This is a genomic window from Leeuwenhoekiella palythoae, assembly GCF_900130045.1.
Classification (GTDB): Bacteria; Bacteroidota; Bacteroidia; order Flavobacteriales; family Flavobacteriaceae; genus Leeuwenhoekiella; species Leeuwenhoekiella palythoae.
Genome location: NZ_FQXT01000002.1, coordinates 55,604 through 81,901 on the forward strand (window position 1 = coordinate 55,604; position 26,298 = coordinate 81,901).

At 42.0% G+C, this 26,298-nt stretch carries 21 protein-coding genes; 16 read left to right on the top strand and 5 right to left on the bottom strand.

What is annotated here, in order from left to right:
* Window positions 1-36: 36 nt before the first annotated feature.
* Entirely contained in the window at window positions 37-462 is a 426-nt protein-coding gene (locus BUA96_RS03745) for a tellurite resistance TerB family protein (RefSeq protein WP_072980591.1), read from the bottom strand.
* Window positions 463-686: 224 nt separating this feature from the next.
* Here BUA96_RS03745 and BUA96_RS03750 point away from each other — a divergent pair, with 224 nt between their 5' ends.
* The 6 genes from BUA96_RS03750 (at window position 687) to BUA96_RS03775 (ending at window position 7,860) form a co-directional block, all read left to right on the top strand.
* The gene (locus tag BUA96_RS03750; RefSeq protein WP_072980593.1) at window positions 687-1,700 is read left to right on the top strand and encodes a ligase-associated DNA damage response exonuclease; all 1,014 of its coding nucleotides are present in this window, start codon (window positions 687-689) and stop codon (window positions 1,698-1,700) included.
* The gene (locus tag BUA96_RS03755; protein ID WP_072980595.1) at window positions 1,697-3,304 is read left to right on the top strand and encodes an ATP-dependent DNA ligase; all 1,608 of its coding nucleotides are present in this window, start codon (window positions 1,697-1,699) and stop codon (window positions 3,302-3,304) included. Before BUA96_RS03750 ends, BUA96_RS03755 begins: the two co-directional genes overlap by 4 nt.
* Window positions 3,304-5,772, top strand: coding sequence for a ligase-associated DNA damage response DEXH box helicase (locus BUA96_RS03760; RefSeq protein ID WP_072980596.1), 2,469 nt, complete (start codon window positions 3,304-3,306; stop codon window positions 5,770-5,772). The genes BUA96_RS03755 and BUA96_RS03760 overlap by 1 nt, the downstream gene beginning before the upstream one ends.
* A gap of 147 nt (window positions 5,773-5,919) precedes the next feature.
* Window positions 5,920-6,327, top strand: coding sequence for a VOC family protein (locus BUA96_RS03765; protein ID WP_072981738.1), 408 nt, complete (start codon window positions 5,920-5,922; stop codon window positions 6,325-6,327).
* A gap of 103 nt (window positions 6,328-6,430) precedes the next feature.
* A complete protein-coding gene (pdeM, locus tag BUA96_RS03770; RefSeq protein ID WP_072980599.1) occupies window positions 6,431-7,066 on the top strand; it encodes a ligase-associated DNA damage response endonuclease PdeM in 636 nt (211 codons plus the stop codon).
* A complete protein-coding gene (locus BUA96_RS03775; protein ID WP_072980601.1) occupies window positions 7,063-7,860 on the top strand; it encodes a hypothetical protein in 798 nt (265 codons plus the stop codon). The genes pdeM and BUA96_RS03775 overlap by 4 nt, the downstream gene beginning before the upstream one ends.
* On the opposite strand, the gene BUA96_RS03780 is transcribed toward BUA96_RS03775, so the two are convergent.
* A complete protein-coding gene (locus BUA96_RS03780; protein ID WP_072980603.1) occupies window positions 7,857-9,209 on the bottom strand; it encodes a dihydrolipoyl dehydrogenase family protein in 1,353 nt (450 codons plus the stop codon). The genes BUA96_RS03775 and BUA96_RS03780 overlap by 4 nt on opposite strands.
* Before the next feature lie 160 nt (window positions 9,210-9,369).
* On the opposite strand from BUA96_RS03780, the gene mfd reads away from it, so the two are divergent.
* Both mfd and BUA96_RS03790 read left to right on the top strand, forming a co-directional pair.
* A complete protein-coding gene (mfd, locus tag BUA96_RS03785; protein ID WP_072980605.1) occupies window positions 9,370-12,753 on the top strand; it encodes a transcription-repair coupling factor in 3,384 nt (1,127 codons plus the stop codon).
* Window positions 12,754-12,955: 202 nt separating this feature from the next.
* Complete coding sequence (locus tag BUA96_RS03790) at window positions 12,956-13,783, top strand: helix-turn-helix domain-containing protein (RefSeq protein WP_072980607.1); 828 nt, start codon at window positions 12,956-12,958, stop codon at window positions 13,781-13,783.
* Between the two features lie 42 nt (window positions 13,784-13,825).
* On the opposite strand, the gene BUA96_RS03795 is transcribed toward BUA96_RS03790, so the two are convergent.
* Genes BUA96_RS03795 through BUA96_RS03805 form a run of 3 tightly spaced genes read right to left on the bottom strand, consistent with a single transcriptional unit; the run spans window position 13,826 to window position 15,426 of the window.
* Window positions 13,826-14,149: an HNH endonuclease gene (locus tag BUA96_RS03795; protein WP_072980609.1), complete on the bottom strand. Its 324-nt coding sequence runs from the start codon at window positions 14,147-14,149 to the stop codon at window positions 13,826-13,828.
* Between the two features lie 9 nt (window positions 14,150-14,158).
* Window positions 14,159-14,515 carry a YraN family protein gene (locus BUA96_RS03800; protein WP_072980611.1) on the bottom strand — a complete coding sequence of 119 codons (357 nt, stop codon included), beginning with the start codon at window positions 14,513-14,515 and terminating at the stop codon, window positions 14,159-14,161.
* 5 nt (window positions 14,516-14,520) lie between these two features.
* Entirely contained in the window at window positions 14,521-15,426 is a 906-nt protein-coding gene (locus BUA96_RS03805) for a S66 peptidase family protein (protein ID WP_072980613.1), read from the bottom strand.
* 223 nt (window positions 15,427-15,649) lie between these two features.
* Between BUA96_RS03805 and metG the strand changes: the two genes are divergently transcribed.
* The 8 genes from metG to acs all read left to right on the top strand — a co-directional run bounded on the left by metG (window position 15,650) and on the right by acs (window position 26,260).
* Window positions 15,650-17,731, top strand: a complete 2,082-nt coding sequence (metG, locus tag BUA96_RS03810) for a methionine--tRNA ligase (protein ID WP_175546493.1) — start codon at window positions 15,650-15,652, stop codon at window positions 17,729-17,731.
* A 94-nt stretch (window positions 17,732-17,825) separates the two neighbouring features.
* The gene (locus tag BUA96_RS03815) at window positions 17,826-18,140 is read left to right on the top strand and encodes a GIY-YIG nuclease family protein (protein WP_072980617.1); all 315 of its coding nucleotides are present in this window, start codon (window positions 17,826-17,828) and stop codon (window positions 18,138-18,140) included.
* Between the two features lie 103 nt (window positions 18,141-18,243).
* The gene (locus tag BUA96_RS03820) at window positions 18,244-20,379 is read left to right on the top strand and encodes a Tex family protein (RefSeq protein WP_072980619.1); all 2,136 of its coding nucleotides are present in this window, start codon (window positions 18,244-18,246) and stop codon (window positions 20,377-20,379) included.
* Entirely contained in the window at window positions 20,372-21,274 is a 903-nt protein-coding gene (locus BUA96_RS03825) for a histone deacetylase family protein (protein WP_072980621.1), read from the top strand. The genes BUA96_RS03820 and BUA96_RS03825 overlap by 8 nt, the downstream gene beginning before the upstream one ends.
* 166 nt (window positions 21,275-21,440) lie before the next feature.
* On the top strand, window positions 21,441-21,959 hold the full coding sequence (locus tag BUA96_RS03830) for a hypothetical protein (protein WP_072980623.1): 519 nt from the start codon (window positions 21,441-21,443) through the stop codon (window positions 21,957-21,959).
* Between the two features lie 140 nt (window positions 21,960-22,099).
* Window positions 22,100-22,357 (top strand): DUF4212 domain-containing protein, encoded by a 258-nt coding sequence (locus tag BUA96_RS03835; RefSeq protein WP_072980625.1) that lies wholly within the window; start codon window positions 22,100-22,102, stop codon window positions 22,355-22,357.
* A 105-nt stretch (window positions 22,358-22,462) separates the two neighbouring features.
* Complete coding sequence (locus tag BUA96_RS03840) at window positions 22,463-24,235, top strand: sodium:solute symporter family protein (protein WP_072980627.1); 1,773 nt, start codon at window positions 22,463-22,465, stop codon at window positions 24,233-24,235.
* 114 nt (window positions 24,236-24,349) lie between these two features.
* Complete coding sequence (acs, locus tag BUA96_RS03845) at window positions 24,350-26,260, top strand: acetate--CoA ligase (RefSeq protein WP_072980629.1); 1,911 nt, start codon at window positions 24,350-24,352, stop codon at window positions 26,258-26,260.
* Window positions 26,261-26,298: the final 38 nt, after the last annotated feature.

Genomic DNA, 26,298 nt, shown 5'->3' on the forward strand with positions numbered 1-26,298 from the left:
GACTAAAGCGGGCATTGCAATTTTTATATGCTAAATCTATTTCTTATCTAAAAGATATAGGTAATCGTCAAAGTCTATACCACCTTGAAAAATCTGAATAGAACGCTCTATCAACTGTTTTGCACGTTCAGCGCTAAAGCCTAGGCCTATAGCATATTTTTCAATTAAAAAACGCTCGTGATCATCAATCGTATGATCTACAAAGATCATTCTGAACAAATCGTGCAAGCGCTCTAAACGCTTTTCTGAATTGTTAGGAGGATTGATAGGATATCTGCGTGCATTTTCTACAATATCAACATACTCAGTCTCGTCAATATCGAGTTTTACAGCAAAACGCTTTAAAAGTTTAATTTCTTCGGCATTCAACTCTCCGTCTACCGTAGCCATATTTGCAATTGCTGCAAAATGCCCAAGGTTACGTCTATGCTCGCCACTATCAAATAAATCTGTAAAAGACATGGTTTAATTTTTAAGTGGTCAAAGATAATTATTTAAGCCGCTTATTAAAATTTAAAATTCAGTTTATCTCTGTCGGAAACGGATAACCAAAAAACCGTCACAGCTCGCCAAAAGCCTAAGCTTTGCTAAATCCTGCTAATGTTTTCTTAATCGGTTTATGGCTTACAGGCTTACTTTATACCTTTAAAATTCAATCGTTTGAATCCTTTAAAAACTAATAAACCATTAAAGCGCCACTTCTTCAATTTAATGACAAAGGCATTTATTGCGCCGCCGCAGATGTGTATCTCGACCCCTGGAAACCGGTTGACAAAGCTATTATTTCACACGGTCACGCAGATCATAGCCGCTGGGGTCACAAGGCTTACATCACGCACCACATCAATGTGCCCATAATCAAACACAGGTTGGGCGAAATCAACGTAACCGGTAAGGAATGGGGCGAAACCTTTACGATTAAAAATGTAAAATTCAGTTTGCACCCTGCGGGGCATATCATTGGCAGCTCGCAAATTCGCGTAGAACATAAAGGCGAAGTCTGGGTATTTACCGGCGATTATAAAACCGAAGATGACGGCGTCGCCACTCCGTACGAACCCATCAAATGTCACACGTTCATTACTGAATGTACCTTTGGACTTCCTGCTTTTAAATGGCGACCGCAAAGCGAAGTGTTTAACGATATCAACACATGGTGGTCAGACAATAAGGCTGAAGGTAAAACCTCGGTGATTTTTGGATATTCTCTGGGAAAAGCGCAACGTTTGCTGCGGTATTTAGACACAGACATCGGTAAAATTTATACGCACGGTGCTATCGAAAATATGACGGAAGTAATACGCCCCCTCAGCCCAATGCCAGAAACCACGCGCGTGACCCGCGAGACCAAAAAAGAAGAACTTCTGGGCAATATTGTAGTCGCTCCGCCTAGCGCACATGGCAGTACATGGATTCGTAAAATGGTGCCTTATGTTACCGCTTCTGCTAGTGGTTGGATGGCCTTTAGAGGAGCCAGAAGGCGCCGGGCGATCGATAAAGGTTTTATCCTAAGCGATCATTGCGACTGGCAAGGTTTACTAGAAAGTGTTGAGGCTACAGGCGCCGAAAAGATCATCAGCACGCACGGCTATACCGATATTTTCACACGGTATTTGCTAGAACAAGGGTATGATGCGCGTACCGAAGCAACACAATACGAAGGCGAATTAGGAGAAGAAACTGAAAAAGAACAGGAATGAGAGCATTTGCCCAACTTATTAAAAAGATAGACAGCACCAACAAAACCAACATCAAGGTTGATGCCCTCACCGAATATTTTAAAGTGGCTCCGCCGCAGGATAAAGTATGGACGATCGCGATACTTTCACACCGCAGGCCTCCCCGACCGGTAAATACAACGTTGCTGCGCACTTGGGCTTCAGAGCTTGCAAACATTCCGTTGTGGTTGTTTGAAGAAAGTTATCACATTGTAGGCGATCTCGCTGAGACGATTGCTTTGGTCATTCCCGCTTCAGAAGAAAGTACCGATAAAAGCCTCACGCAGTTTCTAGAAGAAATTATTGCTCTCAAGAAAAAACCCGAAGAAGAAAAACGAGCGTACCTGCGATCAAACTGGACCGACCTCAACTATTATGAGCGTTTTGTATTTAGTAAACTCATTACAGGAAGTTTCCGTATTGGCGTGAGCCAGAAGCTGATGACGCGGGCGCTCGCCAAGGCTACCGGCATTGACGTTGATATTTTGGCCTATAAACTTATGGGGAATTGGGATCCCAAAACCATAAGTTTTCAAGAGCTAATTCTAGAAGAAAACAAAGCAGATTATCTCAGCAAACCCTACCCGTTCTACCTCGCTTATGCGATTGAAGATGAGCCCGAAGATTTAGGAAATGTGTCTGAGTGGTTTGCAGAACATAAATGGGACGGCATTCGCTCGCAAGTGATCATTCGAGACAACGAACTTTTTGTATGGAGTCGTGGTGAAGAATTGGTTACCGATAAATATCCCGAGTTTGAGGCTTTGGTCGAAGCCTTACCCAACGGAACCGTTTTAGATGGCGAAATTCTTCCGTTTAAAAATGGGGTGATTGGCACCTTTAATGATTTACAAACGCGTATAGGTCGTAAAAATGTTTCCAAAGCACTGCTCAAAAAAACGCCGGTTATCCTCAAAGCTTATGATATTTTAGAATGGAAAGACAAAGACATTCGCGATCTGGCTTTCGCCGAAAGGCGTAAAATCCTTGAAAAATTATATACTGAAGTAACAACTGAATCACTACCACTGCATCTTTCTGAAACCATGGAATTTGACAGCTGGGACGCTGCTGCTCAAGAACGCGAACGCAGCCGCGAAGTGATGTCTGAAGGTTTAATGCTGAAGCGTAAAGATTCGCCCTATCTGGTAGGACGTAAAAAAGGAGACTGGTGGAAATGGAAGGTTGACCCCCTTACCATTGATGCTGTGCTTACCTATGCGATGCGCGGGCACGGACGTCGCAGCAACTTATTTACTGATTATACTTTTGGACTTTGGGACGATAATAAAGAAGAACTTGTGACTTTTGCCAAAGCTTATTCAGGATTGACTGATAAAGAATTTCGCAGTCTCGATGCATGGATCAAAAAGAATACTTTAGAACGTTTTGGTCCTGTGCGCAGCGTGACTCCACATCACGTTTTTGAGATCGCTTTTGAAGGCATCGCCCCTTCTAAACGTCATAAAAGTGGGGTTGCAACCCGTTTCCCAAGGATGCTACGCTGGCGGAAGGACAAAAAAATTGAGGATGCCAATACCCTTGAAGATTTAAAACAATTGATCCCAAAGCCTGAGAAAGCCTAATGACCCATAAACAACTTCATAAACTTGCCACTTCTTGGTTTAAGGATCAAGGCTGGAAACCTTTTGCCTTTCAGGAAGAAACTTGGAATGCTTTCTTAGAAGGTAAAAACGGATTGCTGAATGCGCCTACGGGTAGTGGAAAAACATACGCCTTATGGGTAGCCTTCGTATTGGACTATATCAAAAATAATCCCGATTATAAAACCAAACACAAGCCCGGTCTAAAAGCGATTTGGATCACACCTCTTCGCGCGCTTTCTATTGAAATTGCACAGGCAGCCCAACGTTTTGCCGATGGTTTGGAAACCCAACTAACGGTTGGAATTCGTACTGGAGACACACCCCAAGCCGAACGAGCGAAGCAAAAAAAGAAAATGCCAGACTTGCTGGTTACCACTCCCGAAAGTCTTCAGCTATTGCTGACTTCAAAAGGATATGACAAGGTTTTTAAGAATACATCTGCTATCGTTATTGACGAGTGGCACGAACTTTTAGGAAGCAAACGCGGTGTGCAAGTAGAGCTCGGCTTGTCCCGACTCAAAACAATCGCGCCGCAGTTGCGTACTTGGGGTGTTTCGGCAACGATAGGAAATCTCAACCAGGCACGCGAGGTGCTTCTAGGACCCGAATCTGAAGCATTTAAAAATTCCGCATTAATTAAAGCCAATCTTGGAAAAACTTATAAAGTAGAAAGCATCATCCCGGAGACTATGGAAAAATTTCCGTGGCGTGGGCATATGGGTTTGCATTTGCTTGAAGAAGTGGTTCCCATCATCAATAATAGCAAAACCACATTGCTTTTTACCAATACACGGGCGCAATGTGAGTTGTGGTTTCAAAAGTTGATGCACAAACACCCCGAATTTGCCGGCGAGATGGCGATGCATCATGGCAGCATCAATAAAGAAACACGATTATGGGTTGAAGAAGCCATTCGCAACGAAAGCCTTAAAGCCGTGATTTGTACTTCGAGTCTAGATCTGGGTGTTGATTTTGCTCCGGTGGAAAGCATTATTCAAATTGGTGGTCCCAAAGGGGTTGCGCGCTTTTTACAACGTGCAGGACGTAGCGGTCACCAGCCCGGTAAAGAAAGTGTGATCTACTTTTTACCCACGCACGCTATCGAGTTGATCGAAGCTTCGGCACTAGGCAAGGCGGCGATCAATCAAGTGGTAGAAGATCGTATTCCGTATTTGTTGAGCTTTGATGTGTTGATTCAGTATTTGACGACTTTAGCGGTTTCAGACGGTTTTTATCCTTCGGAAATTTATCAGGAAGTCAAGCAAACCTTTTGCTTTCAGGCAATGTCAGACGAGCAATGGCGTTGGATCTTAAATTTCATTACCAAGGGCAGTCAGTCGTTGCAAGCCTATGACGAGTATAAAAAAATTGAGATCGAAGAAGACGGAAAGTTCAAAGTAAACAGCAGATCGGTAGCGATGCGCCACCGTCTACAAATTGGCACTATCGTTGGCGATGCGGCGCTTCAGGTAAAATATTTAAAAGGTGGCTACATCGGTACAGTCGAAGAATGGTTTATTTCTAAACTGAAGCCCGGCGACGTCTTTACTTTTGCGGGAAGAAATCTCGAGCTCTACCGCATTAAAGGAATGCAGGTTTTGGTCAAAAAAGCCAAAACCAAAAAACAAGCGCGCGTGGTGAGTTGGATGGGCGGCCGACTCACACTTTCTGCGCAAATGAGCGAATTGCTGCGCGAAGAGTTGTACTCAGCAAACCTGCCTTTTGAACAACAAACACGCGAACTGCAAGCCCTCAAAGATATTTTTGCGCGGCAACGCGTAGAATCTATCGTACCGACTGATGATCAATTTTTGATCGAAACCTTTAAAAGTCGGGAAGGTTATCATCATATTTTTTATCCGTTTGAAGGACGTTTTGTGCACGAGGCTTTGGGCAGTTTGCTCGCCTATCGCATTAGTTTACTGTCCCCAATTACCTTCAGCATCGCTTTTAACGATTATGGTTTTGAAATTCTTTCTGATCAACAAATAGACATGCAGCAAGTGCTCGATAACGACTTGTTTACTTCGGCTTATTTATTTGAAGACTTGCAGAAAAGCTTAAACAGCACCGAAATGGCACGGCGTAAATTCAGAGATATTGCGGTGATCAGCGGTATGGTTTTTACAGGATTTCCGGGGAAAATCATTAAAAACAAACATTTGCAAAGCAACAGTCAGTTGTTGTTTGAAGTATTCAGAGATTATGAACCGGAGAATCTCTTGTTTCAACAAGCCTATCGCGAGACTTTTGAACATCAATTGGAAGAAGGCCGTTTACGCATCGCCCTGGAGCGAATTGAACAACAAGAGATCGTAGTCAAAAACTGTAAAAAAGCAACCCCATTTTCCTTCCCGATCATCACCGATCGCCTTCGCGAAAAACTAAGCAGCGAGAAACTTGAAGATCGCATTAAAAATATGCTGAAGTACCTCGATAAATACTAGAAGTACCTTTTTGATCTTAACAAACTTTAGTCTTTCCTTAAGCCTAAAATAACAGCTTATTGCCTGTAAACACTAGTGGTTCTCTGTATCTTTAATACAAAGAAAACTAATCCTTTCCGCTTTGCGGAAAACCAAAAAAATAAAGTTATGAAAAGTGTACAACCGTATTTAACCTTTAGAGGAAATTGTCAGGAAGCCTTGAATTTTTATCAGAACTGCTTTGGCGGTCAGATCAAAAATAAAGACACCTATGAAGGCAAAGAAATTGATATTCCCGGAGATTATCGCAACAAATTGCAGCACGCCGAATTAGAAGGAAAAGGGATTCATATTATGGCGTATGACGCGGCACCAGATACGCCACTTACCGAAGGAAATCAGGTGCAATTAAGCGTGGATTTAGAGAGTAAGGAAGAAACCGACGAATTATTTGAAAAACTTTCTGCCGGCGGACAAGTTGTAACTCAATTGCAAGAAACCAGCTGGAATGCATACTACGGAAGATTGCGCGATCAATTTGGCGTAACTTGGATGCTCAATTATCAAATGAATTAAGATATTTCATCACAGAACGACTAGAAAAATCTGCTCATCACGAGCAGATTTTTTGTTTTTATAAACAGCCATTTGATCAAGAAAACTTGAAATTTGTCAAGCAATGACGCAAGAGATCAGTATACAGAATAACACATTTACGATGCATCCTTCGGGAGGAATGCTTTGGCATGAGAAGCGCATGCTGTTGATCGCTGATGTACATCTTGGGAAGGTTTCGCATTTTAGAAAACATGGAAGCGCAGTGCCACTTAGAGCGGTTGCTGCCAATTTTGACCAACTCACACGCGTGGCCGATTATTATCAGGCGCAGTCCATTTGTTTTTTGGGGGATCTTTTTCACAGCAGTTTAAATACCGAATGGAAACTTTTTGAGAAATGGGTGCGATCTCGCGATGAAACCTTGATACTCATCGCCGGGAATCACGATATCATTTCGCCTGTAAAATATGAGAATTTGGATATTGATATTTACAGCGAATTTCAATCAAATGGATTTTTATTGACGCATCACCCCGAGGAGCGTGAAGGTTTTTTCAATTTTTGCGGACACATACATCCCGGAATTCGGTTGGGCGGAATTGGCCGACAAGTGCTAAAACTTTCGTGTTTCTTTAAGACTGAAAATCAATTGATTTTACCTGCGTTTGGTACCTTTACCGGAAACTATTATCTCGAACCTCAACCGGGAAATCAGGTTTTTGCAATAACTAAAAATGAGGTAATCCCCATTCAATGAAAAAAAAATTAGCCCTAATCAATTTGGTATCTGTGATTACCGCCGTTGTAGTCAATTATCTTTCTCAAACACAACGCTGGAACAATACGACCATTGGCGAGATGAGCGCTAAATACGATAATCTCTTTACGCCTGCCGGCTATGCTTTTGCGATTTGGGGTGTGATTTTTTTAGGACTGATAGCCTATGCCCTTTTCGGAATTAAACGCGCATTTTTCAGTAAAAAAGAAACGCCGCATATTGAACAAACCGGTTATTGGTTTGCGTTAACCAACTTTTTAAATACGGCTTGGGTGGTTGCTTTTACCTATGACTACGTCTGGCTTTCGGTTTTGATCATCATCGGGATGTTGATCTCGCTTTTAAAAATCGTTTTTAAAACCAATATGGAGCGCTGGGATGCACCTATAGAGATCATCGCTTTGGTATGGTGGCCTGTTTGTATTTACAGCGGTTGGATCGCTGTGGCAACTATTGCAAATATTTCGGCGTTTTTGGTCAAGCTGGGATTTGCCGGAAGCCAGTTAACACAAATCATTTTCACAATGCTTTTAATTACGATCGCGGTTTACATCAATTTATTGATCACAAATCTTCGTAATATGCGGGAGTTTGCAATGGTGGGTGCCTGGGCACTTTTTGCCATATTTATCAGGCATAAAGACAGTTTAGAAAGTGTGGCTTTTTTCGCTTTGGCGGGCTGCGTCTTACTTGTTGTTACTGCAGGGTTACATGGCTATCGCAATCGAGCGACCAATCCGTTTAATAAACTCGGGGAGCGGTTAAATTCTTAAATCATCGATTTTACATCGTTTGCCCAACTGGGATAGCTAAAAACCATTCCTTTTATGGTGTTTACCTCAAGTTTGCTGTGCATCGCCATCATAAAAAGATTGATGGTTTCTGCGGCTTCACTGCCTAGCAAATGTGCTCCTAGAACTTGTCCGGTTTTCTTATCTATTAGCGTTTTATACGCATAAAACTTTTCATTCAAGCGCTGGGCGTTATACCAATCTTCAACCGAAGCGGTTTTAACCATAAAATCATAGCCTTGCTCTTGAGCTTCCTGCTCCGTGAGTCCCACACTCGCCAATTGCGGAATGGTAAAAACTGCCGAAGGTGTTGCAGGCACATTGACCTCTGCGGTGTTTCCGTTTAAAATATTCTTGGAGACATAATAGGCTTCCTGATGCGCCACCGGAGTTAATGGTAAATTACTCGTATCTGAAACATCTCCGCAAGCATACACTATTGGATTCGTCGTGCTTTGCATAAATGAATTTACGGCAACTCCTTTCTTTGAAAACGCAACATTGCCTTTATCCAGATCGAGTTCGTCTACGGCTGGGACGCGACCCGCAGTATTAAAGATCAATTCTGCTTTCAGTCCTTCTGATTTCCCGTTGTGATCTACTGTTAATCTATAGTTTTTGCGCAATTTTTCGATCGCTTTTGCTTCAGCGTTAAAGAGGAATTTTATCCCTATTTCTTCTGATTTTTTTTGAAGCTGAAGCGTTAAGTCTTCGTCAAAATTAGATAGTATACGCGCATTCACATCAACAACGGTAACATCTACCCCGCAGCGTGCAGCAATATGGGCAAATTCCATCCCGATATAACCGGCGCCAATAAAAATTATACTTTCAGGCAGTGCTTCGAGCTTGAGAAAATCATCACTAATTTGTGCAAGTTCGTCTCCCGGAATATTCAAATTCAACGCAGTATTACCGGTAGCGATCACAATTTTATCGGCGGTAACGGTCTTCCCTTCCACAGACAACGTGTTTTCGTCTAAAAACTTTGGGGATTGATGGTACAACGTAATTCCTTGATCCTTCAGTTTCTCTTCCGTAGTGAACGGTACGGCTCCGGTAAATGTTTTTTTGAATTCCATCAGATCAGACCAACTTACCTCAGGAAGCTCTTTTATTCCTTTTCCTTTTAAATTTTGGCTGCGCTCGATGATTTCGGTGAGGCCTACTAAAACCTTTTTGGGATCACAACCTCGATTGGCACAGGTTCCGCCAAATTCCCGATTGTCTGCAATCGCAACATTTAAGCCCGCTTCAACCGCGTCATAAGCCACGTGTTTACCGGCATTCCCGGTACCAATTACAAAAAGATCGTAGTGCGCTATCGCCATAATATTGAATTTTTATAAAGATACAGGGGAGTGCGTGGGTTTTATGTTAGTGAAATTGTAAATCCCTGTTATGCGTTTGCCAAAAGCATTTTTGTTACCAAAATGCTAAATCTCAAAAGCTGTTTTAAAACCAAGTTTTACGCAGTATCTTTGCCCACCTATGGGTAAAACCACGATCACCAAGCCTTTTTTAGAGTCTGCACAACTGCAAGAACTCGGGAACGCTATTGCCGTTTCTCAAAATAGAATCAATCTCGACGGACTCATAGGTTCGTCGCTTTCTATCACCATTGCCGAAAGTTTTAAAACTGCAGATAAGCCTTTTCTGGTTATTCTAAACGACAAGGAAGAAGCGGCGTATATTCTAAATGATCTGGAGCAATTGGTCAAAGAGGATCACGTGCTGTTTTATCCCGGAAGTTACCGCAGACCTTATCAAATTGAAGAAACTGATAACGCCAATGTTTTATTGCGTGCCGAAGTGCTTAACCGCATCAACAGTCGCAAAAAACCGGCGCTCATTGTCACGTATCCTGATGCACTTTTTGAAAAAGTTGTCACCCGAAAGGAGCTTGATAAAAGCACGCTCAAAGTAAAAGTCAACGATAATCTTTCGCTAGACTTTGTTAATGAAATGCTCTTTGAGTACAAGTTTAAGCGTGTTGATTTTGTGACCGAACCTGGCGAATTTTCGGTACGTGGGGGAATAATCGATGTGTTTTCTTTTTCACACGATCAGCCTTATCGTATTGAATTTTTTGGTGATGAGGTAGACAGCATCCGGACGTTTGATGTAGAGTCGCAGCTTTCCGTTGATAAGATCAACAAAATAAGCCTGATGCCTAATGTAGAAAACAAGGCGCTTCAGGAAACCCGGGAAAGCTTCTTAAAATATATTGCTGCAGATACGGTGATTTTTACTCAGGATATTGAGCAATTGGCTACACGTATCGATACCAATTTTAGCAAAGCGGAAGAAGCCTTTCAAAAGCTAGACAGTGAAATCAAAAGGCATAAACCTTCAGAGTTATTTTGCGACGCTACAAGCATAAAAAAACAACTTCTGGATTTTACGCTGGTGCGGGTGAGCGAAGGCTTATCCTTACCGAGCGATAAAGCTTCCGCAAGTATTGATTTCAATCAACAGCCGCAACCCGCATTCAATAAGCAATTTAATTTGCTTATCGAAAATCTCAATGAAAATCACGAGGCTGGTTACACCAATTATATTTGCTGCGCCAGCGAGCAACAAGCCAAACGTTTTCAGGATATTTTTAACGATGCCGAACTCAACGTAAAGCAGTACGAGACTATTATTGTCTCCCTTTACCGCGGTTTTATTGATGACGATCTAAAAATGGTGTGTTATACAGACCATCAGATCTTTGAGCGGTATCATAAGTTTAAACTGAAAGACGGCTACGCCAAAAAACAAGCGATCACGCTTAAAGAATTGACCAGTCTTCAAGTGGGCGACTATATCACGCATATTGATCACGGGATTGGGAAATTTGGCGGACTCCAGAAAATTGAAGTAGAAGGAAAACGTCAAGAAGCCATAAAACTTATTTATGGCGAGCGCGATGTACTTTACTTAAGTATTCACTCGCTGCATAAAGTGACCAAATACAACGGCAAAGACGGGAAGCCGCCACAGATCTACAAACTGGGAAGTGCTGCCTGGAAAAAGCTGAAGCAAAAGACCAAAACCAAGGTTAAGGAAATTGCCTTTAACCTCATTAAATTATACGCCAAGCGCCGCCTTGAAAAAGGTTTTGCTTTTGGCCCCGACACCTATTTGCAAAACGAACTCGAAGCGAGTTTTATTTACGAAGACACGCCAGATCAAAGCAGCGCCACCGAAGCCGTAAAAGCCGATATGGAAAGTCCGCGCCCGATGGATCGCTTGGTTTGTGGTGATGTAGGCTTTGGTAAGACTGAAGTTGCCATCAGAGCCGCATTTAAAGCTGTGGATAACGGGAAGCAGGTTGCCGTACTTGTACCCACCACGATTTTGGCTTTTCAGCATCATAAAACCTTTAGTGAACGACTAAAAGATTTACCGGTCACGGTAGATTATCTGAATCGTTTCCGCACTGCGAAAGAAAAAAGAGAAACCCTCGAACGTCTAGAAAATGGACGTCTAGATATCATCATTGGTACGCACCAACTCACCAACAAAAACGTAAAGTTTAAAGACCTCGGGCTGCTGATCGTTGATGAAGAACAAAAATTTGGTGTTGCGGTTAAAGATAAACTGAAGACCATTAAGGAAAATGTTGATACGTTGACCTTAACGGCGACGCCTATCCCGCGTACGCTGCAATTCAGTTTGATGGCGGCGCGTGATTTGAGTACGATCACCACTCCACCGCCCAACCGCTACCCTATTGAAACGCACATCATCAGACTTTCTGAAGAAACGATACGTGATGCGATCTCTTATGAAATTCAGCGTGGCGGTCAGGTATTCTTTATACACAACAGACTACAAAATATTAAGGAAGTTGCGGGAATGATCCAGCGTCTGGTTCCTGATGCTAAAGTGGCTATCGGTCACGGGCAGATGGACGGGAAAAAGCTTGAAGAGCTAATGCTGCAATTTATGGATGGCGCTTTTGATGTTTTGGTTTCTACAACCATTATAGAAAGTGGTCTCGATGTGCCTAATGCCAATACGATCTTTATCAATAATGCCAATAATTTTGGTCTATCTGACTTGCACCAGATGCGCGGACGTGTAGGCCGAAGCAACAAAAAAGCATTTTGCTATTTCATCACGCCGCCACTTTCGGCGATGACTGATGATGCACGCAAACGAATCACGGCTTTAGAGCAATTCTCAAGTTTGGGAAGTGGTTTCAATATTGCGATGAAAGATTTAGAAATACGCGGTGCCGGAGATTTATTAGGTGGTGAGCAAAGCGGATTTATCAACGAAATAGGCTTTGATACCTACCAGAAAATCCTCAACGAAGCGATTGAAGAGCTGAAAGAAAATGAGTTTGCAGAGCTCTATGCACACGAGAATGTTGATGACGAAAACAAAGAATACGTCAAAGACACCGTCATAGATTCTGACTTTTCATTGTTGTTTCCAGATGATTACATCAACAATATTACAGAGCGTTTAAATCTCTATACCGAATTAAACAACCTTAAAACCGAAGAAGAACTTGCGGATTTTGAAGCGCGTTTGATCGACCGTTTTGGAGAATTGCCTAAGCAAGCCGAAGACTTGTTGAATTCGGTGCGTATTAAATGGATCGCTACACATTATGGTCTGGAAAAAGTGGTGATGAAAAACAAAAAACTTATCGGGTTCTTTATTGCTGATCAGCAGTCTAAATTTTATCAAAGCCCGGCGTTTTCCAGAGTGCTTCAGTTTGTACAAACCCATTCAAACAAGGTCACGCTTAAAGAGAAAAAAACCAGCAAAGGTTTACGCTTGTTGTTGACCGCGTCCGGGGTTTCTTCAGTAGAAAAAGCTTTGGATATCTTGAGACCTCTAATGCCTAAAATGGTAGAACAGGTTTCAGAATAGGTTAAAACCGATACAGGTTTATTAGAATTTCTAAAATTATCAATTCGTCTCAGCCCTTATTATACTTGAAATGTCGGGTGAATGTCGGGTAAATTGTGTGCCGAAAAATCGTCTGAAATAGGTTGCTGTTTTTAGTATTGCAGGGTCTAACATTCTTGTATTTTTAGATGCGCATCACTACAAGAGCAATCTTATGTCACTCATGAAACAACCACAATTAGGGCTGAAAATTTTAGAATTACGTCAGCAAAAAGGATTTACTCAAGAAGAACTTGTAGAACAGTGTAATATTTCGGTGCGCACCATTCAGCGTATAGAAGCCGGCGAAGTTATGCCGCGTGTTTACACCGTAAAAACCATTCTCGCTGCACTAGATCGCGACCTCGACGACTTACAGGAATCTGTTTTTGAAAAGAAAGTGAAAAAGGCTTTTTTGATCGAAATCGATAAGAATAAAAAGGTGTCGTTTTTGTTCTATCAACTCCATCTCGGTTGGATTGCGGGGATTCTGAGTATGATCTTATTGGTTTTTCAACTTATTGAAGAAACCACCTTTCTTGCTACCGGCGGTTATTATTTTGGCGAAGTATTCTATGTAACCATCACGATACTTGCCGCCATCGCTTTTGCGTTGCATATGCGCGCTTTTGTTTTGATCGGCGAATTGTTTAAAGCCGGCTTTCTAAAAACCAGTGCGCTTATCGCCATTGCGATCAACACCTTGATCGCGATCTACTCGATCATTGATCTCCATTTTCAATACATCAAGCTTGAAGCTTTTGCATTGATTTACAGCGTACTTTTTGGAATTGTTTTTATCTGTATGGGAATTGGACTGTATAAAACTAATCATCTTGGCCAACTGCCCAAAGTAACCGGGATAATCACTTTGGTTTTAGGATTTATGTTCTTAACCATAATTATGGTGGCCATAGCTGGTCCTGCAAGCATTCTGGTTCAAGGATTTTATGTAGCGATAATTTTGAGGGCGATAGCGACCATAAAACAACAAATTACTGCGAAAGCCTAACTTTTAAAAAAGAGGAATCAATTCAAGTTTGATTCCTCTTTTTTAAGTTTTAGAGATGCTCTTTCTGATTACATTTTGAACTACTTCTGCTACCGTATTCTCGTTTATATTTTTTGATAAACAATAGTTACTTTTAAGCCATTCTTGTAATTTCTTAGCTCCTTTGCTCGCGTTACAAGAAGTACAACAGAGCGCAATATTATCTACTGAGGAAAGATGAATATCGTTTATTATATGTTCCCAAGATGGCTTGGTTTTTCTTGATACATGAGTGATTGAAAAATCAACGCCGCAATACACACACGTCTTATCACGAATTAAAACAAATTTTTCAACGTCTTCCGGAATACCCCACTGATTAGCCATAATAATGTTTCAGAAATAATAAAACGCATCTTCAAAATGCTCCAGTTGTTCTTGGGTTTTATTTTTTAAGATGGCAATGACGTCAAAACGAACTTCAAGATCCAGATCGTTTGAGATGATGTATTCATTGGCAGCTTTTACCAGCAATTTGATCTTTGCCGGCGTCACAAAATCTTGTGGATCACCAAAAAAATCAGAGTTGCGTGTTTTGACTTCAACAACGACCAATTGATCATCTTTTAGCGCAATAATATCCAATTCAGCTTTGTTAAAAAACCAATTGCGTTCTAAAAGTTCATAACCCTTTTTCTCGAGATAGTTCGCAGCATATTCTTCACCCCATTTCCCGAGTTCGTTATGATTCATAAGCCTTATTCCAATTGGTCAAAATAGAGTTTAGCACCACGCTCATTCACCTCAAGTGAAGCGCTTCGGCCCAAAATAAGTGCACGATTATCTTTTAAATGCCCCGCCGGAAAATCAAAGCATACCGGGTAATCGTATTCAGCAACAGCATCCATAACAATTTCTTTAGCGGTTTTCCCAAAAGGTGTAGAATTGTCGTGCATACTGGTAAGTCCGCCTACTACCAAGCCGCGTATATTCCGCAGCAAGCCATTGCGTTTTAGATTGACCATCATTCGGTCTACGTGGTATAAATATTCGTCCAGGTCTTCAAGAAACAAAATCTTGTTGGTCGTATCTATCGCAGAGTGACTTCCGCAAAGCGAATATAAAATAGAGATATTTCCGCCTACCAGTTCGCCTTTGGCCGTTCCCAATCGGTTTAAAGGAGCGCTTTCTATGTGATAATGTACCGGTTTGCCAGACCAGGCATTCTCTAAAGTTTGTTTGGCAACCGCAGTATTTCGTGCAATTCCCACAGGCATGACTCCGTGAATGGTTTCAAAACCTAATTTATGAATTTGGGAATGCAGCACCGTCACATCGCTATACCCTATGATCCATTTAGGATATTTAATGAATTTATAGAAGTTGATCTCATCGATGATACGCACCGTTCCATAACCGCCTTTTGCACACCAGATCGCATTGATATCTTCGTCGTCAAGCATCGCTTGTAAATCTGCTGCGCGCAATGCATCAGTACCACCATATTGATTGTCTGAAGCGCCAATGGTTTTCCCCAGCACAGGTTCTAGTCTGCAAGATTTCAATAGCGCAATTCCGTTTTCGAGATCCTCGCGATCTGCCTTGCGAGCAGTGCACACGATACCAACTTTATCTCCTTCTTTTAAATAGGGCGGGGTTAACATAGCAATTCTTTTTAGCCTGAGGGCTTTAAATTCATTATTCCGTTTAGGGGTTTTCTAATTTTAGAAAAAGAAAACAACAGACCACTATAAGAAAAAACGGAGAAAGCAGTCTTAAATTTTCTCCTTGTAAAATACCAATATACGCACTTATTAAATGAAGTGCTAGTCTGGTTTTGTTTATATGCATAAATGGTATCTTTGCCGCTGAAATTTTATTCGCATTATGAGTCCGAAACGATATACAATTACCGCCGCATTACCTTATACCAATGGGCCAATTCACATTGGGCATTTAGCCGGAGTTTATGTTCCTGCAGATATTTATGCCCGCTACCTAAGAGGTATGGGTAAGGATGTTGCTTACATCTGCGGTAGTGATGAGCACGGCGTTGCCATTAGCATCAAAGCCAAAAAAGAAGGAATCACTCCACAAGAAGTGGTAGATAAATACCACAAGATTATCAAAGATTCTTTTGAAGATTTTGGGATTTCCTTTGACAATTACTCGCGTACTTCGGCACAAGTGCATCACGATACAGCTTCAGAATTTTTCAAAACGCTTTATGAAAAAGGAGATTTTATTGAGGAAGTGACCGAGCAGCTTTTTGATGCCGAAGCCAATCAGTATTTAGCCGATCGTTTCGTAACCGGAACCTGCCCAAAATGTGGCCACGAAGAAGCTTACGGTGATCAGTGCGAAAATTGCGGATCTTCTTTAAATGCAACCGATTTAATTAATCCGAAATCAACCATTTCTGGTTCTAAACCCATTTTAAAAGAAACCAGACACTGGTTCCTACCGCTGGATCGCTATGAAGATTTTCTGAAAAAATGGATTCTTGACGGGCATAAAAGCGATTGGAAACCGAATGTTTACGGGCAATGTAAATCGTGGATCGATGAAGGTTTACGACCTCGCGCAGTAACCCGTGATCTCGATTGGGGAATTCCTGTGCCGGTAGACGGTGCCGAAGGTAAAGTGCTTTATGTATGGTTTGATGCCCCAATAGGCTATATTTCCTCAACCAAAGAATGGGCTTCGCGCGAAGGCAAAAACTGGGAAGACTACTGGAAAGCAGATGATACTAAACTCGTTCACTTTATCGGGAAAGACAATATTGTGTTTCACTGTATTATTTTCCCAAGTATGCTGGAAGCCGAAGGAAGCTATATTTTACCCGATAATGTACCGGCAAACGAATTTTTAAACTTAGAAGGCAACAAGCTTTCTACTTCAAAAAACTGGGCGGTTTGGTTGCACGAATATCTTGAAGAATTTCCGGGGCAGCAAGATGTATTGCGTTATACGCTTACGGCCAATGCTCCAGAAACGAAAGACAACGACTTTACTTGGGCAGATTTTCAGGCTAGAAATAACAATGAGCTAGTTGCAATTTTTGGGAACTTCATCAACCGTGTGGTGGTGTTGACCAATAAATATTATGAAGGAGCAATCCCGCAACCTTCTGAATTTAATGCGGAAGATGAGCGCGTATTGGCCGAAATGAAAGCCTATCCGGCGGTGATCGCTAGTTCAATTGAACGCTACCGTTTCCGCGAAGCGCAAAACGAACTGATGAATGTTGCGCGTTTAGGAAATAAATATCTGGCAGATGCTGAGCCGTGGAAATCGGTTAAAACTGATCCTGAACGCACAAAAACGGTGATGTACATCGCGCTGCAAATCGCCGGAACACTAGCTGTTTTGAGCGAACCGTTTTTACCCCACACGGCAAAAACGCTTAAGCACATGCTTAATATAGAGAGTGAAGATCCGCTTATGCAACTTCCTGAGCCGTTGAGCTGGGAGCTTCTGGGAGAGAAAATAGATTTACTTCCTGTAGGTCACAGCATCAACAAAGCCGCGCTTTTATTCAGAAAAATAGAAGACGAGCAAATACAAAAACAACTTGACAAATTAGAAGCGACTAAAATGAGTAATCAAGCCGAAAACACTCCGGTAACCCCACAAAAAGACACGATCGAATTTGATGATTTTACCAAGTTGGATTTACGTGTAGGAACTATTCTGGAAGCTGAAAAAATGGCTAAAACTAAAAAACTTTTAATCCTAAAAGTAGATACCGGTCTTGATGTGCGCACCATTGTTTCTGGTATTGCAGAAAGCTTTAAACCGGAGGACATCATAGGTAAGCAAGTAACCGTTGTCGCCAATTTAGCTCCGCGTAAATTGCGTGGCGTAGAAAGTCAAGGAATGATCTTAATGACCGAAGATAAACAAGGAAAACTCGTGTTTATGAATCCCGATACGGCCGGAGTAAAGAACGGTGAAGCGGTGAGTTAATGTCTCGACTGCGCTCGACAGGACAAGATTTGAATTAATAAGTACTTTATTTTGTCACATCGAGCGCAGTCGAGATGCCATCTAATACATTATTATGAAAACTTATTTTGTTTACATACTTCAATGCGCTGATGGCTCATATTATACCGGACTGACTAATAATCTTGAATTGCGACTTGAACAACATAATTCTGGGACAAACCCTGCTAGTTATACCTATAGACGTAGGCCAGTATTTTTAGCCTTTAATCAAGATTTTAGTGATGTAAATCAAGCCATTCTGTTTGAGAAAAAGATTAAAAAATGGAGTGCAAAAAAGAAGAAAGCCCTTATTGATGGGGATTTCGATCTACTTCAAATTTTAGCGGAATGTCGAAATGAAACACACCATAAATTTAAACCTGATTAATGTCTCGACTGCGCTCGACAGGACATAAAATAATACAAATCAGCCATTCCCGTGTCACATCGAGCGCAGTCGAGATGCTCAGTGAAAATATAATTTTAAAAGCATGCTTGCACTTCTCTCCTACCTAAAATCTTCGACCAATCTTCCGGAAAAGGGTATCAAGAATGTGTTGCAACTTCTTGATGAAGATGCGACCATCCCTTTTATTGCACGTTACCGTAAAGAACGCACCGGGAATTTAGATGAAGTGCAACTGGGCGAAATTGTAAAGTTCAAAGAACAATTTGAGGCCTTAGAAAAGCGGAAAGCGACCATTCTAAAAGCTTTAGAAGAGCAAGAGGTTTTGACTGCAGAACTTCAGAAGCAAATAGAAAACACTACAGATACTACTGCCTTAGAAGATCTATATCTTCCGTATAAAAAGACGCGAAAAACAAAAGCAGATACCGCTCGTGAACAAGGACTAGAACCGCTCGCCAAAATTATTATGGCGCAAAACACGCGCGATCTGGAACAAGCTGCCGGAAGGTTTTTAAACAACGAAGTTGCTTCGATCGAAGAAGCTCTTGAAGGCGCTCGCCACATCATTGCAGAATGGGTGAATGAGCGCAGCGATGTGCGCAACTATTTAAGGAACCAAATAGAACGTTACGCACAGATTGCTTCTAAGGTAGTGAAGTCTAAAAAAGACGATGAAAAAGCGCTTAAATACAAAGATTATTTTGATTGGGAGGAGGCTTTAAACCGCATTCCTTCACATCGTTTTCTGGCACTTTCTCGTGCCGCTGATGAAGGTTTTGTTCGTTTAAAACTGGATATTGACACCGATCGCGCTTTAGCTCACATCGCCAATAGAATGGTAAAATCACGCGGAGACTGTGCTGAGCACATTGAGCTTGCCGTTGCTGATGCTTATAAACGTTTACTGTTTCCGGCATTGAGCAACGAGGCTTTAAGCACTGCTAAAGAAAAAGCTGACGCAGAAGCGATCAGTGTTTTTGCAAAAAATTTACGCCAACTGCTTTTAGGTTCGCCACTTGGCGAAAAGCGCATCCTCGCGATCGATCCGGGTTTTAGAACAGGTTGTAAAGTGGTTTGTCTTGACGAAAATGGCGGTTTGCAGCATAATGAAACCATTTACCCACATCCTCCTAAAAACGATACTAAAGGTGCAATGCGTAAGATCAGTTTTCTGGTAGATGCGCATAAGATCGAAGCCATCGCCATAGGTAACGGGACCGCCAGCAGAGAGACCGAGCAGTTTATCAAGCGTATGCAATTCAATCGGGATCTTGAAGTGTTTGTGGTGAGCGAAGCCGGTGCAAGTATTTATTCGGCTTCAAAGATCGCGCGAGACGAGTTCCCCAATTATGATGTGACGGTTCGCGGTGCGGTTTCTATTGGTCGCCGACTTGCAGATCCACTTGCGGAGTTGGTAAAAATCGATGCAAAATCCATCGGCGTGGGACAATATCAACACGATGTGGATCAAACCAAATTGAAAAACGAACTCGATCGCGTTGTTGAAAGCTGTGTAAACACGGTAGGTGTAAACATCAATACTGCCAGCATTCCGTTGCTGAGTTATGTTTCTGGAATTGGACCAAAACTGGCTGAAAACATTGTAACCTTCAGAGATGAAAATGGTGCTTTCGCTTCGCGGAAAGAAATCTTAAACGTTCCACGTTTGGGTGCGAAAGCTTACGAGCAAGCTGCCGGTTTTTTACGTATTAAGAATGCTGAAAACCCATTGGATGATTCCGCCGTGCATCCTGAGCGTTATGCTTTGGTTGAACAAATGGCTAAAAACCTAAAGCTTTCCGTAGCAGAATTGGTAGGCAATAAAACCGTGATCAAAGAATTAAGTCTCGAGGATTATGTTTCTGATGAAGTGGGCGAACTTACGCTGAAAGATATTTTAGACGAACTCGAAAAACCCGGTTTGGATCCACGAGAACCGGCAAAGGCATTTACCTTCAATCAAAATATACATAAGATCGAAGATCTTGAGCCCGGTCAATTACTTCCCGGGATCGTGAATAACATCACAAACTTTGGCGCCTTTGTAGATATCGGCATCAAAGAAAGTGGACTAATTCACATTTCTAACTTGGCTGATGGTTTTGTGAGTGATGTAAATGCGCACGTAAGTTTACAAGAACAAGTTGTGGTTAAAGTACTTGAGGTAGATATCAAGCGTAAGCGCATCCAGCTTAAATTGCATAGACTGAATGCTTAAAATCGCCTACCATCCTATTTACAAACATCCGCTTCCTGAGGGACATCGCTTCCCGATGGAAAAATATGATCTACTCCCAAAGCAATTGCTTTACGAAGGCACCTGTACTGAAGCTAATTTTTTTGAACCCGGCTTTCCAGAGGAAAAATACCTGACGGCTGTTCATACGCAAGAATATGTCAGCAATCTAAAAGCGCTGGATCTAGACAGAAGGGCAATTCGAAAAACGGGATTTCCACTCTCTCAGGAGTTGGTCGATCGTGAGCAGATCATCGCACAGGGTACAATGATGGGTTGTGAGTTAGCCCTAAAACACGGGATCGCCTTTAATATTGCCGGCGGTACACATCACGCTTATTCCGATCACGGCGAAGCTTTTTGCCTACTTAACGACCAAGCAATTGCAGCGCGGTTTCTTCAATCTAAGGAGTTGGCAAAGCAGATTCTTGTTGTAGATCTCGACGTACATCAAGGCAATGGCACTGCCGAGATTTTTGAGGACGATCCTTCCGTATTTACATTTTCGATGCACGGCGCGGGCAATTATCCCTTTAAAAAAGAAACTTCAGATCTTGATATTGCCGTTCCCGATAAAAGTGGCGATGCAGTTTACTTAGCAAAGCTGAAAGAAACACTTCCCAAACTCATCAAACAGGTGAAGCCTGATTTTATCTTCTACCTCAGCGGCGTAGATATTTTAGAAACCGATAAACTTGGTAGACTTTCGTGTACGGTTGAAGGTTGTAAAGAACGAGATCGGTTTGCACTATCCTGCTTTCGCGAAAGCGGAATTCCCGTTCAAGTGAGTATGGGTGGCGGCTATTCGCCCGATATTAAAATCATCATCGAAGCACACGCAAACACCTATAGGCTGGCTCAAGAACTTTATTTCTAATCGCTTTAAAGCTAAATCTTCAAGCTCGCTTAGATTTGGTTGAATTTCAATACCCCATAAATCAAAGCTTAGAATGCCTAAGGGTTTTTTCACCCTATTTACATTAAAAACTTGGCTAATAGTGATTTATGCTTATTTTTGTTAAAACAATTAACACTTCTTAAAGATGAAAAAATTCACCACCTTTTTTGCCCTAAGCCTTTTTGTATTTGCATTCAACTCGTGCGACGCGGTTGATGAATTAACAGAGATTAGAGTAAGTCCAGATTTAAAAGCGGAAGTTGATGTTTCTATCCCAGAGGGATCTTCATCAGTTAATTCTGCTATTTCTCTTGATGCTACAAGTAATTCTGATGTAAGAGATAACTTAGACAAAATAGAATCAGTGGATATCTCAGGGTTTACATATGTTTTCAAAGATGTTGAGGCTGCAGCTGGAACTACACTCTCAGGTACGTTATCTTCTGGAGGACAATCAGTAACCTTAAGTAATATTGCTGTTGCCAATGGAACGACTGGAACAGTAAGTTCATCAGAAGCAGCTTTTTTAAACTCTTTAGGTTCAAGCTTAAAATCAAATGGTAAGGTTACCATCGATATTGACGGATCTTTGAGTAATGATGAAGGTGCAAATTTTACCTTAGAAATTACTCCAACCTGGACATTCTTAATTGATGTTTTATAAACTAAGGATTATTTAAAATTAAAAAACCCGGTGCTGAGGCACCGGGTTTTTTAATGCAAATTTTCTCAGAAACAGGTAAGTACAGGGAACCGTATTAAATTTTATAAGCTATATTAGAAAGCGTTTTAAATCATTATCCTATGACAAAACCAGATAAATCTGAAGCCTACTGGCGCGAAAACAAAAAATACCTAGCTATTTTACTCAGCATTTGGTTTGTGGTTTCCTTTGGTTGCGGTATTCTTTTTAAAGACTTACTCAATCGATATAGTTTAGGGGGTTTTAAATTAGGATTCTGGTTTGCTCAACAGGGAAGCATCTATGTTTTTGTAGTACTCATCTTTGTTTACGTCTGGCTCATGAACCGGCTTGATAAAAAATACGGCTATAATGAGTAAACTACCCCAGGGCAAGCCTCGGAGTATTAAACCCTTTGGCGGTGCCAATAAATGCCTTTACCATCCATTTAAGCAGATTCTCGCTGCAAATTAAACCTTTACATTATGAGCGTTCAACTTTGGACCTGGATTTTAGTAGGCATCACCTTTGCCTTATACTTTGGAATTGCTATTTGGGCTCGGGCGGGCTCTACCAAAGAATTTTATGTCGCCGGAGGCGGGGTTTCTCCGCTGGCAAACGGAATGGCCACCGCAGCCGACTGGATGAGTGCTGCCTCGTTTATCTCAATGGCCGGGATCATTTCTTTTGCAGGTTATGACGGCTCCGTGTACTTAATGGGTTGGACCGGCGGCTACGTCCTACTCGCGCTTTTGCTGGCGCCGTACTTGCGTAAATTCGGGAAGTTTACGGTTCCTGATTTTATTGGCGATCGCTATTACTCCAACACCGCGCGTACCGTAGCGGTGATTTGTGCGCTTATCGTTTCGTTTACTTATGTGGCTGGGCAAATGCGCGGCGTGGGCATTGTATTTTCTCAGTTTCTTCAGGTGGAAATTACTACCGGCGTGATCATCGGTATGGCGGTGGTTCTCGTTTTTGCTTTCTTAGGCGGAATGAAAGGAATCACCTATACGCAGGTCGCGCAATATTGTGTACTCATTTTTGCCTTTATGGTTCCTGCGATTTTTATTTCAATTCAAATGACGGGAAATATTATTCCCCAAATTGGGATGGGATCTCGTGTAGAAGACGGCACCTTTCTACTTGAAAAGTTAGACAACCTGCATACTCAATTAGGCTTTAAAGAGTATACCGAAGGCACCAAATCTACTTGGGATGTCTTTGCAATCACCCTCGCATTGATGGCGGGTACTGCGGGTTTACCACACGTGATCGTAAGGTTTTTTACGGTACCAAATGTAAAGGATGCTCGTAAATCAGCCGGCCTCGCACTTTTACTTATTGCAATTTTGTATACTACGGCACCTGCGGTTTCTGTTTTTGCACGTACCAACCTCATCGAGACGGTAAGCGATCAAGAATACACATCGCTTCCTGAATGGTTTAAAAACTGGGAAAATATGGGATTGATCGCCTGGTCTGATAAAAATGAAGATGGAAAAATTCAATATGTGAACGGCGATGCCACCACAGGAAAACCGGAATTTACTGAGGCGCGTGGCGCCAGTGGAGAACGTCTTATCGCTAACGCTTCGACTGAAACGAATGAACTTTATGTAGATCGGGATATTATGGTACTCGCCAATCCTGAAATTGCCCAACTTCCTTCTTGGGTGATCGCACTCGTAGCAGCGGGTGGATTGGCAGCAGCGCTTTCTACAGCTGCAGGTTTACTGCTTGTAATTTCGACTTCGGTTTCTCACGACTTGATCAAAAAACAACTTAAGCCTAATATTTCTGAAAAAGGTGAATTGCTCGCAGCTCGTTTGAGCATTTTAGTTGCTATCATCGTTGCGGGACTATTCGGTATTTATCCGCCGGGATTTGTAGCCGCGGTGGTCGCACTGGCTTTTGGGCTCGCTGCAGCTTCCTTTTTTCCGGCAATTGTGCTAGGGATTTTTGATAAGCGCATGAACAAACAAGGCGCCATCAGCGGAATGATCGTAGGTACGGTATTAATGCTCTTTTATATGATTCGGTTTAAAACCGGATTGATAGGCGTTCTTGAGCCGCTTCCTGCTTCAGAATGGTGGTTTGGCACTTCACCAGAAGGTTTTGGCACTTTTGCCATGTTGATCAATGTCGTCATTTCGATAACCATAAGCCGACTCACACCTGCACCACCAAAGGATGTACAGGAAATCGTAGAGCGTATACGTATTCCTAGTGGCGCCGGTGAAGCTCAGCATCATTAAAATGATAGAAGTTTAACGCATTTTTATTAAAATTTTGCGGCAACTGCAGAATTGTTCAAACCTAAACCGATAACGATTTAGTAATTTAGTGAGGACTAAAAGCACAATTCAACCATGAGTAATTATCACATAAAACATTTAGAAGAATATTTTCAAGTATACCGTAAATCTGTAAGAAACCCCGAAAGCTACTGGGAAGAAATAGCCGAGGAGCATTTTATGTGGCATAAACGCTGGGATAATGTGCTAAGTTATGATTTTGACAAACCTGAATTTAAATGGTTTGAAGGTGCCCAATTGAATATTACCGAAAACTGCATCGACCGTCACCTACGCACCCGCGGAGATAAAACGGCGATTCTTTTTGAGCCTAACGACCCCAAGGAAAAAGCACAACATATTACGTATAACGAACTGCATAAGCGCGTTGCCAAAATGGCTAATGTTCTTAAAGCAAAGGGAATAAAAAAGGGAGATCGCGTGTGCATCTACTTACCAATGATTCCTGAGCTTGCTATCTCATTATTAGCTTGTGCGCGTATTGGCGCCATACATTCTGTGGTGTTTGCGGGTTTTTCTTCAAAAGCCTTGGCCACAAGAATCAACGATGCGAGCTGTAAAATGGTGATTACTAGCGACGGCTCCTATCGCGGAAGCAAAACCATCGACCTAAAAGGTATTGTTGATGAAGGTTTAAAAAGCTGTGAAAGCGTTGAAAACGTACTCGTAGTTAAACGCATCAATGCTGAAATTCCTATGGAAGAAGGCCGCGATCACTGGCTACAACCTTTACTGGATGCGGCAGAAGAAACCTGCGCTCCTGAGATTATGAATGCCGAAGATCCATTGTTTATTTTATACACTTCGGGTTCTACAGGGACGCCAAAAGGAATGGTGCATACTACCGCAGGCTATATGGTGTATACCGCATTTACCTTTAAAAATGTGTTTCAGTATCGGGAGGATGATATTTATTGGTGTACGGCAGACATCGGTTGGATAACCGGACACAGTTATATTGTTTATGGTCCGCTGGCGAATGGCGCCACAACCGTAATGTTTGAAGGTGTGCCTAGCTATCCTGATCACGCCCGTTTTTGGGAAATTGTAGAAAAGCATAAAGTGACGCAATTTTATACAGCGCCAACAGCCATCAGAGCGCTCGGAAAAGAGAATCTAGATTTTGTAGAAAAACATGATTTATCTTCTTTAAAAGTACTTGGAACAGTAGGTGAACCTATTAATGAGGAAGCTTGGCACTGGTACGATGAAAATATCGGCAAACGAAATTGTCCCATTGTAGACACCTGGTGGCAAACCGAAACCGGTGGAATTATGATCTCACCTATTCCCTACTCTACTCCGGCGATACCAACCTTTGCAACGCTTCCGTTACCGGGAATTCAACCCGCGTTGATGGATGAAGAAGGAAAAGAAATAAAAGGAAATCAAGTAGATGGCAGACTGTGTATAAAATTCCCTTGGCCGTCGATGGCGCGCACTATCTGGGGCAATCATCAACGTTATAAAGACACGTATTTTTCAGCTTTTAAAAATATGTATTTCACCGGTGACGGGGCTTTACGCGATAGCGTGGGCTATTACCGAATTACCGGCCGCGTAGATGATGTGGTTATAGTAAGTGGTCATAACTTAGGCACTGCGCCAATTGAAGACGCCATTAACGAGCATCCGGCAGTTGCAGAAAGTGCGATTGTGGGGTATCCGCACGAAGTAAAAGGAAATGCGCTTTATGGTTATGTGATCTTAAAAGAAACCGGGGAAACTCGTAATCAGGACAACCTGAGAAAAGAAATCAACCAGATGATTTCAGATCGTATTGGACCCATTGCCAAACTGAATAAAGTTCAGTTTACAAGTGGATTGCCCAAAACCCGAAGCGGAAAAATCATGCGTCGTATTTTACGCAAAATCGCTTCTAACGACACTTCAAATCTTGGAGATACCAGTACGCTATTAAATCCTGAAATCGTGCAGGAAATAATGGATAATGTGATTAAATAATAGCATTTATCATAAAATCCAAAAGCCGCATTATTAAG

What these genes read in the sequence shown, in the direction of transcription:
- BUA96_RS03775 (WP_072980601.1), top strand. Translation starts at nt 7,063, where the DNA reads ATGAAAAAAAAATTAGCCCTAATCAATTTGGTATCTGTGATTACCGCC.
- pdeM (WP_072980599.1), top strand. Translation starts at nt 6,431, where the DNA reads ATGACGCAAGAGATCAGTATACAGAATAACACATTTACGATGCATCCT.
- BUA96_RS03795 (WP_072980609.1), bottom strand. Translation starts at nt 14,149, where the DNA reads ATGGCTAATCAGTGGGGTATTCCGGAAGACGTTGAAAAATTTGTTTTA.
- BUA96_RS03835 (WP_072980625.1), top strand. Translation starts at nt 22,100, where the DNA reads ATGACAAAACCAGATAAATCTGAAGCCTACTGGCGCGAAAACAAAAAA.
- BUA96_RS03780 (WP_072980603.1), bottom strand. Translation starts at nt 9,209, where the DNA reads ATGGCGATAGCGCACTACGATCTTTTTGTAATTGGTACCGGGAATGCC.
- acs (WP_072980629.1), top strand. Translation starts at nt 24,350, where the DNA reads ATGAGTAATTATCACATAAAACATTTAGAAGAATATTTTCAAGTATAC.
- BUA96_RS03765 (WP_072981738.1), top strand. Translation starts at nt 5,920, where the DNA reads ATGAAAAGTGTACAACCGTATTTAACCTTTAGAGGAAATTGTCAGGAA.
- BUA96_RS03815 (WP_072980617.1), top strand. Translation starts at nt 17,826, where the DNA reads ATGAAAACTTATTTTGTTTACATACTTCAATGCGCTGATGGCTCATAT.
- BUA96_RS03820 (WP_072980619.1), top strand. Translation starts at nt 18,244, where the DNA reads ATGCTTGCACTTCTCTCCTACCTAAAATCTTCGACCAATCTTCCGGAA.
- BUA96_RS03825 (WP_072980621.1), top strand. Translation starts at nt 20,372, where the DNA reads ATGCTTAAAATCGCCTACCATCCTATTTACAAACATCCGCTTCCTGAG.
- BUA96_RS03755 (WP_072980595.1), top strand. Translation starts at nt 1,697, where the DNA reads ATGAGAGCATTTGCCCAACTTATTAAAAAGATAGACAGCACCAACAAA.
- BUA96_RS03830 (WP_072980623.1), top strand. Translation starts at nt 21,441, where the DNA reads ATGAAAAAATTCACCACCTTTTTTGCCCTAAGCCTTTTTGTATTTGCA.
- metG (WP_175546493.1), top strand. Translation starts at nt 15,650, where the DNA reads ATGAGTCCGAAACGATATACAATTACCGCCGCATTACCTTATACCAAT.
- BUA96_RS03745 (WP_072980591.1), bottom strand. Translation starts at nt 462, where the DNA reads ATGTCTTTTACAGATTTATTTGATAGTGGCGAGCATAGACGTAACCTT.
- BUA96_RS03805 (WP_072980613.1), bottom strand. Translation starts at nt 15,426, where the DNA reads ATGTTAACCCCGCCCTATTTAAAAGAAGGAGATAAAGTTGGTATCGTG.
- BUA96_RS03790 (WP_072980607.1), top strand. Translation starts at nt 12,956, where the DNA reads ATGAAACAACCACAATTAGGGCTGAAAATTTTAGAATTACGTCAGCAA.
- BUA96_RS03800 (WP_072980611.1), bottom strand. Translation starts at nt 14,515, where the DNA reads ATGAATCATAACGAACTCGGGAAATGGGGTGAAGAATATGCTGCGAAC.
- mfd (WP_072980605.1), top strand. Translation starts at nt 9,370, where the DNA reads ATGGGTAAAACCACGATCACCAAGCCTTTTTTAGAGTCTGCACAACTG.
- BUA96_RS03840 (WP_072980627.1), top strand. Translation starts at nt 22,463, where the DNA reads ATGAGCGTTCAACTTTGGACCTGGATTTTAGTAGGCATCACCTTTGCC.
- BUA96_RS03760 (WP_072980596.1), top strand. Translation starts at nt 3,304, where the DNA reads ATGACCCATAAACAACTTCATAAACTTGCCACTTCTTGGTTTAAGGAT.